This window comes from Paracoccus stylophorae, from assembly GCF_028553765.1.
In the GTDB taxonomy this organism is placed as follows: Bacteria; Pseudomonadota; Alphaproteobacteria; order Rhodobacterales; family Rhodobacteraceae; genus Paracoccus; species Paracoccus stylophorae.
The window spans coordinates 342,977-356,357 of sequence record NZ_CP067134.1 but is presented as its reverse complement, the minus strand read 5'-3'; the positions used below and the strand labels follow the sequence as shown (position 1 = coordinate 356,357).

At 67.4% G+C, this 13,381-nt stretch carries 13 protein-coding genes and 1 pseudogene; 4 read left to right on the top strand and 10 right to left on the bottom strand.

Going from position 1 to position 13,381, the window contains the following annotated elements; all coding sequences use genetic code 11:
• A complete protein-coding gene (locus JHW45_RS01715; protein ID WP_119136892.1) occupies nucleotides 1–933 on the top strand; it encodes an IS5 family transposase in 933 nt (310 codons plus the stop codon).
• Nucleotides 934–982: 49 nt separating this feature from the next.
• Here the strand turns inward: JHW45_RS01715 and JHW45_RS01710 are convergent.
• Nucleotides 983–1,237, bottom strand: a pseudogene (locus tag JHW45_RS01710) (oxygen-dependent tRNA uridine(34) hydroxylase TrhO); the annotation flags it as partial.
• Nucleotides 1,238–1,370: 133 nt separating this feature from the next.
• Here JHW45_RS01710 and pncA point away from each other — a divergent pair.
• On the top strand, nucleotides 1,371–1,967 hold the full coding sequence (pncA, locus tag JHW45_RS01705) for a bifunctional nicotinamidase/pyrazinamidase (RefSeq protein WP_272859242.1): 597 nt from the start codon (nucleotides 1,371–1,373) through the stop codon (nucleotides 1,965–1,967).
• A 71-nt stretch (nucleotides 1,968–2,038) separates the two neighbouring features.
• Complete coding sequence (pncB, locus tag JHW45_RS01700; protein WP_272859241.1) at nucleotides 2,039–3,331, top strand: nicotinate phosphoribosyltransferase; 1,293 nt, start codon at nucleotides 2,039–2,041, stop codon at nucleotides 3,329–3,331.
• On the opposite strand, the gene JHW45_RS01695 is transcribed toward pncB, so the two are convergent.
• From JHW45_RS01695 to JHW45_RS01670, 6 genes are all read right to left on the bottom strand, one after another.
• Nucleotides 3,332–4,795 (bottom strand): inorganic phosphate transporter, encoded by a 1,464-nt coding sequence (locus tag JHW45_RS01695; protein WP_272859240.1) that lies wholly within the window; start codon nucleotides 4,793–4,795, stop codon nucleotides 3,332–3,334. It lies immediately after the preceding gene.
• A 33-nt stretch (nucleotides 4,796–4,828) separates the two neighbouring features.
• Entirely contained in the window at nucleotides 4,829–5,320 is a 492-nt protein-coding gene (locus JHW45_RS01690; protein WP_272859239.1) for an NUDIX hydrolase, read from the bottom strand.
• Nucleotides 5,317–5,739, bottom strand: a complete 423-nt coding sequence (arfB, locus tag JHW45_RS01685; RefSeq protein ID WP_272859238.1) for an alternative ribosome rescue aminoacyl-tRNA hydrolase ArfB — start codon at nucleotides 5,737–5,739, stop codon at nucleotides 5,317–5,319. Before arfB ends, JHW45_RS01690 begins: the two co-directional genes overlap by 4 nt.
• A gap of 90 nt (nucleotides 5,740–5,829) precedes the next feature.
• The gene (locus JHW45_RS01680; RefSeq protein WP_272859237.1) at nucleotides 5,830–6,684 is read right to left on the bottom strand and encodes a carbon-nitrogen hydrolase family protein; all 855 of its coding nucleotides are present in this window, start codon (nucleotides 6,682–6,684) and stop codon (nucleotides 5,830–5,832) included.
• Nucleotides 6,681–7,265, bottom strand: a complete 585-nt coding sequence (locus JHW45_RS01675; RefSeq protein WP_272859236.1) for a GNAT family N-acetyltransferase — start codon at nucleotides 7,263–7,265, stop codon at nucleotides 6,681–6,683. Before JHW45_RS01675 ends, JHW45_RS01680 begins: the two co-directional genes overlap by 4 nt.
• Entirely contained in the window at nucleotides 7,262–7,663 is a 402-nt protein-coding gene (locus JHW45_RS01670) for a ketosteroid isomerase-related protein (RefSeq protein ID WP_272859235.1), read from the bottom strand. The genes JHW45_RS01675 and JHW45_RS01670 overlap by 4 nt, the downstream gene beginning before the upstream one ends.
• 180 nt (nucleotides 7,664–7,843) lie before the next feature.
• Here JHW45_RS01670 and JHW45_RS01665 point away from each other — a divergent pair, with 180 nt between their 5' ends.
• The gene (locus tag JHW45_RS01665; protein WP_272859234.1) at nucleotides 7,844–9,235 is read left to right on the top strand and encodes a phosphohexomutase domain-containing protein; all 1,392 of its coding nucleotides are present in this window, start codon (nucleotides 7,844–7,846) and stop codon (nucleotides 9,233–9,235) included.
• A gap of 15 nt (nucleotides 9,236–9,250) precedes the next feature.
• On the opposite strand, the gene JHW45_RS01660 is transcribed toward JHW45_RS01665, so the two are convergent.
• Genes JHW45_RS01660 through JHW45_RS01650 form a run of 3 tightly spaced genes read right to left on the bottom strand, consistent with a single transcriptional unit; the run spans nucleotide 9,251 to nucleotide 13,358 of the window.
• Nucleotides 9,251–10,648, bottom strand: a complete 1,398-nt coding sequence (locus JHW45_RS01660; protein ID WP_272859233.1) for a sulfotransferase family 2 domain-containing protein — start codon at nucleotides 10,646–10,648, stop codon at nucleotides 9,251–9,253.
• A complete protein-coding gene (locus tag JHW45_RS01655; protein ID WP_272859232.1) occupies nucleotides 10,645–12,333 on the bottom strand; it encodes a DUF5927 domain-containing protein in 1,689 nt (562 codons plus the stop codon). Before JHW45_RS01655 ends, JHW45_RS01660 begins: the two co-directional genes overlap by 4 nt.
• Nucleotides 12,330–13,358, bottom strand: a complete 1,029-nt coding sequence (locus tag JHW45_RS01650; protein WP_419181850.1) for a glycosyltransferase family 2 protein — start codon at nucleotides 13,356–13,358, stop codon at nucleotides 12,330–12,332. The genes JHW45_RS01655 and JHW45_RS01650 overlap by 4 nt, the downstream gene beginning before the upstream one ends.
• Nucleotides 13,359–13,381 lie beyond the last annotated feature (23 nt).

The window sequence follows — 13,381 nt, the reverse complement described above, 5'->3', positions numbered from 1 at the left end:
ATGAGCAGACCGACACCCCCGATCTACAAGACCAGGAACTGGCCCGCCTATAACCAAGCGCTCAAGCGCCGCGGCTCTCTGACGATCTGGTTCGACCCCGCCATGACGTGGAAGGCCGCGCCGACTGGCAAGCGCGGGCGACAAGCGGACTACAGCGACGCAGCCATCCAGACCTGCCTCACGATGAAAGTGCTGTTCGGGATGGCGCTCAGGCAGACGACGGGCTTCGTCGAGAGCCTGCTGCGGTTGATCGGCCTGGACTGGGCGGTGCCCGACTTCAGCACGCTGTCGCGGCGCCAGAAGACCCTGAAGGTCAACATCCCCTACCGCGGATCGGCCGGTCCGCTGCACCTGCTGGTCGACAGCACCGGGATCAAGGTCGAGGGTGAAGGCGAGTGGAACGCCCGCAAACATGGCGGCACGAAGCGCAGGGTCTGGCGCAAGATCCACATCGGGATCGACGAGAAATCACTGGAAATCCGGGCGGCCGAGTTCACCACCAGCGACGTCGGTGACGCGCCCATGCTGCCCGAACTTCTGGACCAGATACCACCCGACCAGGAGATCGCCAGCGTCACGGCAGATGGTGCTTTCGACACCCGCAAGTGCCACGACGCCATCGCCGCGCGCGGTGCCGCGGCGATCATCCCGCCTCGCAAGAACGCCAAGCCCTGGAAGCCCGACACAGCCGGGGCTGTCGCCCGCAACGAGATCCTGCGCACATCGAAGCGCGTCGGGCGGACAATCTGGCGACGATGGAGCGGCTATCACCGCCGAAGCCGCGCAGAAACCAAGATGCACTGCGTCAAGCTGCTGGGTCAGCGCCTATCCGCACGCGAGTTCGACCGTCAGGTCGCGGAGTTCCAGGTGCGCGTCGCCGTGCTCAACGGCTTCACCGCGCTCGGCACGCCCATCACAGAGGTCGCAGGATAAATCTGTCCGGGGAAAGGGGAAGTCCGATCAGCAGCCGATTTGTGCAACAGAGCCGGCCGAAGGGCATTTCGGCGGCGGTGCTTTCCTTCCAGTCCAGCCCGCCGCATCCGGGCAGCCCGCGAATATGCGCCAGCACCGCATCGACCCCCGCCCGGGTGCCCGCAATCGTGCCGTTGACCCCCTCGGGCGCCAGCAGCAGCGTGCCGCGCACCCCCTGCGCGCAGGCCAGACGCGCCAGCGGATCGCGCAGGGCGGCGGGGTCCGAAAACCGGGTGAAATGGTAAAGCGCAGCGACGATCGGCATAAGCGCGGCATAATCCAGCCGCACCGGCCGGCGCAAGGCCGTTGCACGGCGAAAACCCGGCCGCAGGGCTTGCAAAGCGGGCGGCAATCGCGGTTTCTGGTCAGCAAGGCGGTGAAGACAGGGGAAACAGGGCATGGGCAAGGCGCTGATCGTGATCGACATGCAGAACGATTTCTGCCCCGGCGGCGCGCTGGCGGTGTCGGGCGGGGACCAGATCGTGGGCCAGATCAACGCCCTGATGGCGGATTTCGATGCCGTGGTGCTGACGCAGGACTGGCACCCCGCCACCCATGCCAGCTTTGCCGACAACCATGCGGGGGCCGAGCCGTTCAGCGTGACCCGGATGCCCTATGGCCCGCAGGTGCTGTGGCCGCGCCATTGCGTGATCGGCACCGATGGCGCCGCGTTTCACCCCGAACTGGATCTGGACCAGGCCGATCTGATCGTCCGCAAGGGGTTCCGCCCGCAGATCGACAGCTATTCCGCCTTCTTCGAAAACGACCACGAGACGGCGACCGGCATGGCCGGCTATCTGCGCGAACGCGACCTGACGGATCTGACACTGGTCGGGCTGGCCCATGATTTCTGCGTCGCCTGGAGCGCGGTGGACGCCCTCAAGCTGGGCTTTTCCGCCACCGTGATCGAGGACGCGACCCGCGCCATCGACCTGGACCGCAGCCGGGACGCGGCGCGACAGCGGATGCGCGAGGCCGGGGTGGTCCTGCGCTAGGGGTTCTGCGCGGCCTTGCGCAGGCAAAGTCTTTCGGGGCACCAATGCGTTGACAACAAGGGGGGCCGCCGATGGTCGATATCGCCACGCGCGTCTATAACCACAAATGGAAGATCGACCCGATCGTGCGGTCGCTGATCGACACCGATTTCTACAAGCTGCTGATGTGCCAGTCGGTGTTCCGCAACCGTCCCGACACCACCGTCACCTTCAGCCTGATCAACCGCACCAGATCCATCCGCCTGGCCGAGCTGGTCGATGAGGGCGAGTTGCGCGAACAGCTTGACCATGTGCGCGGCCTGCGGCTGAGCCGGGGGGAAAGCACCTGGCTGCGCGGCAACACGTTTTACGGGCGCCGGCAGATGTTCCGGTCGGATTTCATGGAGTTTCTGGAAGGGCTGCGGCTGCCGCCCTATCAGCTGGAAAAGCGCGACGGCCAGTACGAGCTGATCTTCGAGGGCAAATGGCCCGAGGTGATGCTGTGGGAAATCCCCGCGCTGGCGATCCTGATGGAGTTGCGCTCGCGCGCGGTGCTGAAGGACATGGGACGGTTCGAATTGCAGGTGCTGTATGCGCGCGCGATGACCCGTCTGTGGGAAAAGGTGCAGGCGCTGCGCCAGCTCGACAACCTGCGCATCGCGGATTTCGGCACCCGGCGGCGGCACAGCTTTCTGTGGCAGGACTGGTGCGTGCAGGCGATGATGGAAGGGCTGGGCGAACGCTTTACCGGCACCTCGAACTGCCTGATCGCGATGCGCCGCGACATCGAGGCCATCGGCACCAACGCCCATGAACTGCCCATGGTCTATGCCGCGCTTGCCGACACCGACGAAGAACTGCGCCGCGCCCCCTATGACGTGCTGGCCGACTGGCACGAGGAGCACGAGGGCAATCTGCGCGTCATCCTGCCCGACACCTATGGCACCGCGGGTTTTCTGGAACACGCCCCCGACTGGCTGGCGGGCTGGACCGGTATCCGCATCGACAGCGGCGACCCGGTCGAGGGGGCCGAGGCCGCGATCCGCTGGTGGCGCGAACGGGGCGAGGACCCGCGCCGCAAGCTGATCATCTTCTCGGACGGGCTGGACGTCGAGAAGATCGTCGATCTGCATCACCGGTTCCACGACCGCGTCAAGGTCAGCTTTGGCTGGGGCACGCTGCTGACCAACGATTTTCGCGGTCTGGTCGCGGGCGACGGGCTGGCGCCGTTCAGCCTGGTCTGCAAGGCGGTGGCCGCGAACGGGCGGCCCACGGTCAAGCTGTCGGACAACCCCGCCAAGGCCACCGGCCCCGCGGACGAGATCGCCCGCTATCGCCGGATCTTCGAGGCGACCGAGCAACAGGCGATCCCGGTGCTGGTCTGATCAGGGCGCGGCGGCCCACAGGATCAGCCGACAGCCCAGCCCGCCCAGCAACGCCGTCACCGGCACGGTGACGATCCAGGCGACGGTGATCGTCGCCACGTGGCTGCGGCGGATCAGCAACCGGCGGCGGTTTTCCTCGGCCGGAACGGGCAGGCGGTTCCTTGCGGCGCGCCGATCCAGCCATTCGCGTGCAAATCCCACGCCGAACACGCCGCCCACCGCCACATGGGTCGTCGACACCGGCAAACCGAAGGCCGAGGCCGTCAGCACCGTCACCGCCGTGGCCAGCGAGACGCAAAAGGCGCGCGCCGCGTTCAGCCGGGTGATGCCGCTGCCGACCATCACCACCAGCCTGCGCCCGAACATCAGCGTGCCAAGCGCGATGGCCAGCGCGGCCAGCAGCAGCGCCGCGACGGGAAGCGAGGCGGTGGACCACGAGGCGGTCGGCAGCGCGGCGATGGCGGCAGCCGATCCGCCGCCCAGAACCACCGAAAGCGGACCGGCGACGTTGCCCACGTCATTGGCGCCATGGGCAAAGCCCATCATCGCGGCCGCGACCAGCAGCGGCGGGCGAAACAGCCGCTTGCTGCCGCCCCTGTCCGCGCCGCCCGCCAGTTCCCGGACCAGATTGCGGCGCATCAAGGCCCCGCCGATCAGCGCCGCGACCGCGCCCGCAGGCAAGGCCAGCGCGGTGCCGGTCACGGGCCGCGCCAGAAGCATCGCATAGGCCGCAAACAGCCCGCACATCGCCCCGACCATCGGCGGCAGCCAGCGCAGCGCGGCACGCCCGCGATCCGGCGCCTCGAGCACGTTCCGGCGCAGCACGACGACCAGCGCCCCGGCCAGCGCCCCGGCCAGCAGCGGTGTCAGCATCCATGTGGTCGCGATGGCCGCCAGCGCCCCCCACCCGACCGAGGATGCGCCGAATGCCGCGATCCCCGCCCCGGCGATGCCGCCGACGATGGAATGCGAGGTGCTGACCGGCAGGCCCGCGGCGGTCGCGGCGGTGATCCACGCCGCCGCCCCGACCAGCGCCGACAGCATCACCACCTGCGCCAGCGGCCCCGGCGCAAGCTGCGCCGGATCGACGATGCCGACCGCCAGCCGCTGCGTCACCGCGCCGCCGGCCAGGCTGGCGCCGGCGATCTCGGCCAGCGCGATCAGCATCAGCCCCGGCATCAGCCCGATGGCGCCCGCGCCGTAGGCCGGCCCAAGCGAGTTGGCGACATCGTTCGACCCGATCGCCAGTCCCAGCCATCCGGCCACGACCAGAGCCGCGATCAGGGCGGCAAGATTGGGCTGCTGCAATCCCAGCCCCATCGCCGCGACCAGCCCGGCCACCAGCATCAGCACCGCCAGCCCCAGACGCAGCACCGGCACGAAGGCGTGGCGCTGCGCCTCTTCGGCATGGGTGACGCGGTCCAGGTCCTTGGCCAGCGTGTGAAAACCGCGCCCGCGTCGCATCACCCCGGCCCCTGCCCGATGTGTCGCAGGCCGTCAGGCACGGTTGCCGTCCTCGGTGCCCGAGCGGGCGGGCGGCGGTGCGGCGCGGCCCAGATCGTGCAGGATCCGCTTCAGCCCCGGTTCGGCGACCAGCCGCGCGGCGTCCACCGGGGCGAACCATCGGCGGCGGCGCTCGCCGCTTTCGGGAAAGGCGTGCCGCAGACGGTCCACCTCCAGCAGGAACACGCGCACCTCGACGCTGACCGAAAAGCCGCTGTCCTGTTCCTTTTCGTATTCATAGCGGCCGATTTCCGCCTCGTGCATCCGCCCCTCGACCCCGGCCTCTTCCCAGGCTTCCTGCGCGGCGGCCTGCGCCAGCGTCCGGCCCGCCATCGGCCAGCCCTTGGGGATGATCCAGCGGCCGGTGCCGCGGCTGGTGATCAGCAGGATCTCGGCCGTGCGCGGGTCGCGGCACACCGCGCCGACCTGCATCGCCGGGGGGCGTTTGCCAAGGATCATCCGCAACGCGCTGCGCAAGGGGTTCATTCGTCGCTCTCTACCCTGCCCCGCAGCGCCTTGACCTGCCCGCGCACGGTCTTGGCCTTCAGCCGCCGCCGCTGGCTGCCAAGCGTGGGGCGCGTGGCGATGCGGCGCTTGGGCGCGACCGAGGCGCGGCGGATCAGATCGGCCAGTCGGGCGCGCGCGATCTCGCGGTTGCGGGACTGGCTGCGGGTTTCCTGCGCCAGGATCAGCACCGCACCGTCAGCGGTCCAGCGCCGTCCCGCCAGACGTTGCAGGCGACGCTTGACCGGCTCGGGCAGGTTGGGCGACCGCGCCGCCTCGAAGCGCAGTTCGACCGCGGTTTCCACCTTGTTCACGTTCTGCCCGCCCGGTCCCTGCGACCGGGTGAACTGTTCGGACAGTTCCCATTCCTCGATGGTGATATCGTCGGTCACATACAGCATGGCCACAAACTAGGGCAGGCGGCACGTGCAGTTAAAGACGGATCGACAGGCGAGGCCGCAAAACTTTGCCGGCGCGGCGGGAATGCCCGGTCAGACCAGCCTGCGCCCGGCGCTTTCGGGCCAGTGCCGAAACGGCAGAACCGCCCCGTCGCGGCGGCTTTGTTCGACGCGCGTGATGTCGATGTCGGCAAGAACCCAACCGGGGCTGTCCATCGCGCCCTCGGCGATGATGCCGGTTTCCGGCCAGAACCCGTCGGGGGGACCATAGATCGCCGCCCGGCCCCGGTTTTCGTCGATGGCCGGGTTCCAGCCCACCGGCCCGACCGTGGGGGCGTGCACCACGACGCACTGGCCTTCCAGCGCGCGCGCCATCGCGCCGATGCGGACGCGGTGAAACCCCGCAACCGTGTCGGTGCAGCTTGGCACCAGCAGGATCTGCACCCCTGCCTCAGCCAGGACGCGGGCCAGCAGGGGAAATTCGCTGTCATAGCAGATCAGGATCGCGATCCGGCCCAGTTCCGTCTGAAACACCCGCAGACCGTCCCCGCCGACGACCCGCCACGGATCACGCTCGAACCGGGTCATGATCTGCTTGTCCTGATGGCCGATCATGCCGCTTGGCCCGAACAGCACGGCGCGGTTCACCGGCCGTTCGCCGTCGAAGGCCGGCCCCGAGGCCGCAAGGATGTGACAGCCATGCCGCGTGGCCAGCCGCGTGTGCAGATCGGACACCGCATCGGCGTGGCGCGCGACCTCGCGCAGCGAGGATTCCAGATCGCCCGCCACCTCGGCGCCGCCAAGCGAGGCCAGTTCCATCGCGCCGTATTCGGGAAAGACCAGCAGATCGGCCCCGCCGGCATCCTGCACCCACCGGGTCAGCTTGGCCTCATAGGCGGCGAAATCGTCGAACCAGTCGATCGGATAGGCGGCGGCGGCGATTCTCATAGCTCTTTCATCCAGAATTGCAGCTGTTTCTCGGTCTCATGGTCATGACCCAGATCCTTCCAGGCAAAGCGGGCAACGGCACCCTCGACCGGGGCATAGCCGCGCTTGCGCCAGAACCCGTCCAGCGTGCGATAATCGGGCGGCCGCGCGGGATGGTCGTCGGGGCGGATCACGCTGCAAAACGCCGAAAACCGCGCCCCCAGCCCGACCGCATGCGCCTCGCGCGCGTCGAAAAAGACATGCCCGATCCCGTGTCCGCGATATTCGGGCAACAGCACCGATTCGGCGCAGTAGAAGATCTGCGACAGCCGTTCCGGCCGGCCCGCGAAGGTGGCGGCGAAATCGGCGGCGTGATCCTGCATGGGTGCGCCGGTGGACGCGCCGACGATCCGACCCGAATCCTCGGCCACGACGATGACCGCGCCGGGCGACTGATACGCCTGAAGATATTCCTCTTCATACTCGGCGTCGCCGTCGTAAAGATAGGGCCAGTCGCGAAAGACCTGCATCCGCAGCCGCGCCACCTCGGGCAGGGCGGCGGTCAGGGCGGTGCCGGTCAGGATGCGGGTCGTGACGGTCATTTTTCGACCTGCCGAATCCAGTCGGCGAGATTGTAATAGGTGGTGATGCGGGCGATCCGGCCGTCGCGGAGGGCAAAGAACGAGCCGGCCGGCAGGCGATAGGTCTGACCGCGTGCCTCGGGCAGACCCGCATCCGTCTTCAGATAGCTGCCGTTCACGACATATTCGGCCGCCGCGCGCTGGTCCGAGGCATCGGAAAGGATCACCATGTCGGTCAGCGTCTCGCGATAGCAATCGGCCATGTGCCGGCTGAACTGCGCGAACTGGGCCTTGCCCCTGCGGATGCCGCCTTCGTTCACGTGATGTTCGACATCGTCATGCAGCAGGTCCAGCATCCGGTCGGTCTGGCCTGCGTTGAACGCATCGAAATAGGCGGCGATCAGGGTCTGGGCAGTCATCGCATCTCTCCGTCCGGCCGGCGTCCGATCCAGCCCAGTTGACAGAATGCGTCGCCCCGGCGCAAGCCATCCGTCGGCAGGCCGCGCCCTGGTTCGGGGTGTGCAGGACTGGCGCGGCTTGAATTTCGCCGCCAAGGTGCTAGCGCTTGCCCCGACGCAGCGCAGCAAGGATTCGCCCCCATGACAGACAAGAACAACCTTGGCCACCGGGACATCACCTGTTTCAAGGCCTATGACGTCCGGGGCGAGCTGGGCAAGAACCTGGATGCCGATGTCGCCTATCGGATCGGTCGCGCCTTTGCGCAGGCGCGCAAGGCCGGACGGGTCGTGGTCGGACGCGACAGCCGCGAATCGTCGCCCGAACTGGCCCGCGCCCTGGTCGAGGGGTTGACCGATGCCGGCGCCGACGTGCTGGATCTGGGGCTGGCCGGCACCGAAGAGGTGTATTTCCACACCGGGTTCCACGACACCGATGGCGGGATCGAGGTGACGGCCTCGCACAACCCGATCAACTATAACGGCATGAAGATCGTCGGGCGCGGCGCGGCCCCGCTGGACCCGGCGACCGAATTGCCGCCGATCGTCCAGCTGGCCACCTCGGGCGATTTCGCGCCGGTGGAGCGCAAGGGCGAGGTCACCGATTTCAGCCATGCCCGCGCCGATTACGCCAGCGCAATGGCGGATTTCGTGGATATCGCGGCGCTGCGGCCGATGAAGATCGTGGTGAACGCCGGCAACGGCACCGCCGGCCCCACCTTCGACGCCATCGCGGCCGAACTGGACCGGCGCGGCGCGCCGCTGACCTTCGTGCGCATGCACCACCAGGTCGATTCCAGTTTCCCCAACGGCATTCCCAACCCGATGCTGCCCGAAAACCAGCCGCCCACGGTGGAAAAGGTCAAATCCGAAAACGCCGATCTGGGCGTGGCATGGGACGGCGATTTCGACCGCTGCTTCTTTTTCGACGAAAACGGCCGCTTCATCCCCGGCGAATATATCGTGGGGCTGCTGGCCGTCGCCTTCCTTGAAAAATCGCCGGGCGAGAAAATCGTCCACGATCCCCGCGTCATCCTGAACACGCGCGCGCTGGTCCGCGAGGCCGGCGGCGAGGCGGTGGTCAGCAAGACCGGACACGCCTTCATCAAGCGCAAGATGCGCGATGTCGGCGCGATCTATGGCGGCGAGATGTCGGCGCATCATTATTTCCGCGACTTCTATTACTGCGACAGCGGCATGATCCCGTGGCTTCTGATGGTCGAATTGCTGTCGCGCACCGGCAAGACGCTGGCGCAGCTGGTCGAGGAACGGATGCGGCTTTACCCGTCCTCGGGCGAGACGAACTATCACATCGACGACCCCGACGCGGCCATCGAACGTGTCATCGAACGCTATGAACCCCAGGCCGAAAGCCGCGACGATCTGGACGGCGTGTCGCTGGATTTCGGCAACTGGCGCTTCAATCTGCGCAAATCGAACACCGAACCGGTCGTGCGGCTGAACCTGGAATCGGATGGCGACGCGGAACTTGTGGCCGAAAAACAGGCCGAGCTGGCGGCGCTGCTGAAGGCATAGGACGCGGGTGCGCCGTCAGGGCACGTCGTCGAACCCGAACGCCACGTAATCGCGCTGATAGGCCGATCTGGCGGCCGCGATCAGGGCGCGGTCGGACAGGAAATCCGGCCAGGTTTCGGCGGCCAGCCGATCCTGCCGCATCTCGTCCACGCCGGTCTGGCGGCACAGGAACGACAGATCCTCGGCCAGCCGCCCCTCGCGCGCCAGCAGGTCGGGCTGGGCGAACCGGGCGAACCCGGCGATCACCTCGGACTGGGTGGCCCAGTTCTGATGCGTGGGCAACGTCGTCTGCCCGTTCAGGTTGCGGCGCAGAAAGTCCAGGAAATCTGCAAACAGCGCGGCGCTGCGATCCTCGGTAAGGTCGGCCAGCGCGGCATCTTCGGGCAAGGGCACGCGGTGAACCTCGCGCATCTGGCGGCGCAGGTCGGGATGGGCGTGGGTCAGCAGATGCAGGAACGCGTCCCATGCCCGGTGCAGCGGATGGCGCAGCACGGCAAAGCTGCGGTGACCGGGATGGCCGCGTTTCCAGCGGCGCAGCGAATTCTGGGTGAAATCGCCCGCAACCGCGCCCAGCCCGCGCATCCAGCCGTCCAGCATCTCGACCGGGCCGCCGTGGATCGGCATGTGCAGCAGGCCGGCCCCCGCCTCGCAGGTCCGGAAACCGGGCACCGCAGGGCCGCGCCGCGGCTCGAAACTGGGGATGTTGCGCAGGCCGAACGGGTCCAGCCGCGCCAGATCGGCCTGCATCTCATGGAAATTGCGCACCTTGTCGGCCATCTCGCGCGGGTTCTGCGGCACCTGATCGCGGGCGGGTTCGACGCGCTCCAGATCGGTGCGGCCCAGCCAGTGCAGCAGCCCGGTCATCACCCCGGCATCGCGCAGATCCTCGTATCCCAGCCAGAAGGCGGTCTGCCCGCTGACCTGCAAGCGGTGCATCACCTTCAGCTGGAACTCCTCGATCCGGGACAATGTGTCGCGAAATTCGGCCGGATCATAGGTCGTCGCAGCCGCGATCGGGGTTTCGGTCTGGTTCAGCTTCCACTGGTTCGTTTCTCGCGCCAGCCGGGTCGAGACATAGCTGTCCACGGGATTGCGCGTCAGCACGATCTTGGCGCAGGCGCGGTCATCCATGATTGCGTCGAACACCCGCGGATCGTGATCGTGGAAATAGCGGAAACCCGACAGATGGCCCGGCCGGTCGCGCAATCTGGCCAGCAGCGTCAGCGGATCGTCCTCGCGCTGCTGGCGGGTGACGCCCTGCAATTCCTCCTTGTCGGGCCAGCCCATCATGTAGGGGTTGAACGCCTCGCCGAAGCAGGTGACCTTCCGGACCCGGTTCAACGTCGCCTCAAGCAGGTTCGAGCCTGTGCGCATCTCGGCGAAGATCACGAAGCTGCGGAATCGTGCGGTCATTGGGCGGCGGTCCTGTCGTGGTCGGCGGGCCGGGGCTGCGGCAGCCCGTCGCCCGTCAGGCGCGGTTTCAGCCCGGAATTGCGCAGCCTGCGCAAAAGCTGTTCCAGCCCGGTCAGATCGCGCATCGGCGGCAGGTCGGTGACCGGCTCGGCCTGCGGTTCGATCTGGCGCACGGCCTCGTTCAGCAGGGCCAGCGGGCGGGCCAGAAAATCGGTCAGGTCATGGACCTGCACCCGCGCCCGGACCCAGACCGAGTTCAGCACCTGAAGCTGGTCCAGCTCGGCCCGCTGCAACTGCGCGGTGACGCGCCTGATGTCGTCGAACGGCATCCCCGATCGCAGCAGGGGCAGCATCCACGCGCCGGTGATCACGATCAGATGCGCGTTCGGGTCGGTGGCGATGAACCAGTTCAGCACCTGATTGTCGCGCGGGCTGAACTGAAACACCTGCATCCGCGCGGTGATCCGGATCAGCGCCGTCAGAAAGCCCTGCGCATCGTGATCGCGCAGCACCGGGCTGGATGAGATCGCCCCCGGCCCGATTTCCGGGCGCCCGGCGAATTCGACCCGCTCGGGCCCGAACAGATGGCCGTGCACGTCGCCCGTGACACGCTGCGACAACCACGTCTCGAACCCGGGAAACACGTCGCTGAAGCCCTGAAACACGGCATAGGGTGCAGAGGTCTTGCCGTTCTCGGCGTCCTTGCGGGGAAACCGGCTTTGCATGTAAAGCCCCGGCCGGCCCAGTGTGCGGCGGCGGACGGTGCGGTTGATCAGCCGTTCGATCCGCGCCGGCCGGGGCGGCGACAGATCCGGGACCGCGCCGGCGGGTCGCGGAAAATACGCCAGCAGCCCGGATGCGCCCGGCCACGCCTTGCGGGCCACGAAACAGCGCGATTCCTGCAACATCTGGATGTGATCGTCATACAGCTGATAGGGCCGGCCCTTGTGATCGAACTTGGCCAGCGTCAGCGAGCGGCTTTCGATCCGGGTGGTGTGGCGGCGGGCCAGCGTCTGGAAATAGCTTTCGTCAGGAATCCAGACGAACCGGAAATAACGGTCGAATTCGGCCCGTCTTGGATCGTGCAGGATCGCGCGCAGCGTGGTCGCGGTCAGGCACCACCATTGCGATCCCAGATGCGGAGACACCCCGCGCGGGATGCGCCGGCGCACGCCCCATTTGCGCTGCCGCTCGACGAACCGGTCGAACAGCCAGCGCCGGTTGCGCCAGCCGAACGGGTAATACAGCGTGAACCGTTCCTCGTTCAGCCCGCCCACGGTCCAGCCGACCTCGTGGGCGCTGACGCTTTCAATGTGGTCGCGTTCGGGATCGGCGGCCAGGAACGCGATCAGCTCGGCCACCGGGCGCAGCGGCAGGCACGCGCCCGACGCCAGATAGACATGGGTGGTATCGGGAAACGACGCCAGCAGCGTCTGGGCCGCATCCTGCGTCGCGCGCACAAGACTGAACCGGCCCCAGTCGCAGCGGTGCCGGCGCGAATAGCGGATGTCGGGAAACCGGGCCAGTTCGGCGCGCATGGGGGCGATGCGATCCCCGGGCACCTTGGCATCGACATGGATGACCACGCGCGCCCCGCCCTCGGCCCAGATCCGCGCCATGCGGGCCGCGACCGCCAGTTCGGCGTGGCACAACAGGATGACGCCCAGGCGGACCGGCGCGGTCATGCCCAGTTGCCCCGGCTGATCAGGCCCAGATCCTCAAGCTGCCGCCAATCGCGATATTCGCGCGATTCGCTGCACCACAGCCGAAGACCGTCGCGCAGACCGGAATGATAGGCGCGGTATTCCTGGCTGTTGGCGTAATGCTGCCGGCGGTCCAGCTCTTCGGCGGATTTGCGGGCGAAGGTGGACAGGAACTTGGCGTGAAGAAGACAGCCGGATGCCCGCTCGCCCCCGTCCTCGTCATAGACGAGGTTCAGGCTGCGCGGCAGCAGCATGTGGGTCGAACTGACATAGGCATAGCGCCAGTGCCATCTGACCAGCGGGATCTTGTTCAGCGCCGGCCCGCTGAGCGGATCATAGCTGAAAAACGCCCGCGTGCGCGGCCCGCCCTGAATCCACAGATTGCCGGAATAGTCGTTCTTGCTGATCGCGTAATTGGCCGGATCGAACCAGCGCGCGATCTGGAACGGGTCCTGCCCCTCAACATAGACCTGATCGTCCAGATTGCCGCGCGGATACATGTCCAGCAGCATCGCCGGGAACGACCGCCGCCCCGAATCGTCAAGCCAGTCGGTCAGCGCCCGCAGCGGCCGGCTGTCGGAATGGGGATAGACCAGGAATTCGTCGGGATCGACGGTCAAACACCAATGGTTGCGGCCGTAGCGCAGCAGCAGCCAGTTGATCCAGTCCATGCCGAAACGCGCCCGCTTGTAGCTGGCATTGGTGCGCCACAGCGACACGTCCTTCTGTTCGCGCAGATAATCGGCGCTGCCATCGTCGCTGGCGTTGTCCACGAACAGGAAATGCCCGATGCCCAGATCGCGATAATAGTCCAGGAAATAGGGCAGCCGGACGCGTTCGTTGCGTTGCGTGACGAAGGCCAGGATGTCGCCTGTTCGGATCAGCGCCGTGCGGTCGGCCACGGCGCGCAGCACGCCACGGCGGTTGATCGCGCGGCCGATCAGATATTGACGTTCGGCGCGGCGGCGCATCCGGTCGGTCAGCGGCAACCTGCCAAGCGCGCGCATCATGGCGGGGCACCGCCCGCAGG